The organism is Enterobacter sp. A103 (genome assembly GCF_034427535.1).
GTDB lineage: Bacteria > Pseudomonadota > Gammaproteobacteria > Enterobacterales > Enterobacteriaceae > Enterobacter > Enterobacter asburiae_B.
Genome location: NZ_JAXQPQ010000039.1, coordinates 1 through 546, shown reverse-complemented (window position 1 = coordinate 546; position 546 = coordinate 1). Strand labels below are relative to the sequence as shown.

The 546-nt window shown below is 49.3% G+C and carries 1 tRNA gene and 2 rRNA genes; all 3 read left to right on the top strand.

The features are described from left to right. Positions 1-103: ribosomal RNA gene (locus SPH27_RS23060) — 16S ribosomal RNA — on the top strand; the annotation flags it as partial. 85 nt (positions 104-188) lie between these two features. Then, positions 189-264, top strand: a tRNA-Glu gene (locus SPH27_RS23055). A gap of 192 nt (positions 265-456) precedes the next feature. Further along, positions 457-546, top strand: a 23S ribosomal RNA gene (locus SPH27_RS23050); the annotation flags it as partial.

Below are 546 nucleotides of genomic sequence, written 5' to 3'. Positions count from 1 at the left end.
TAGCTTAACCTTCGGGAGGGCGCTTACCACTTTGTGATTCATGACTGGGGTGAAGTCGTAACAAGGTAACCGTAGGGGAACCTGCGGTTGGATCACCTCCTTACCTTAAAGAACCTGCCTTTGCAGTGCTCACACAGATTGTCTGATGAAAAGTAAATAGCAAGGCGTCTTGCGATTGAGACTTCAGTGTCCCCTTCGTCTAGAGGCCCAGGACACCGCCCTTTCACGGCGGTAACAGGGGTTCGAATCCCCTAGGGGACGCCACTTGCTGGTTCGTGAGTGAAAGTCACCTGCCGTCATATCTCAAAACTCATCTTCGGGTGACGTTTGAGATATTTGCTCTTTAAAAATCTGGATCAAGCTGAAAATTGAAACGACACACATGTTATGTGTGTTCGAGTCTCTCAAATTTTCGCAAGTCGATGATGAATCGAAAGAAACATCTTCGGGTTGTGAGGTTAAGCGACTAAGCGTACACGGTGGATGCCCTGGCAGTCAGAGGCGATGAAGGACGTGCTAATCTGCGAAAAGCGCCGGCGAGGTGAT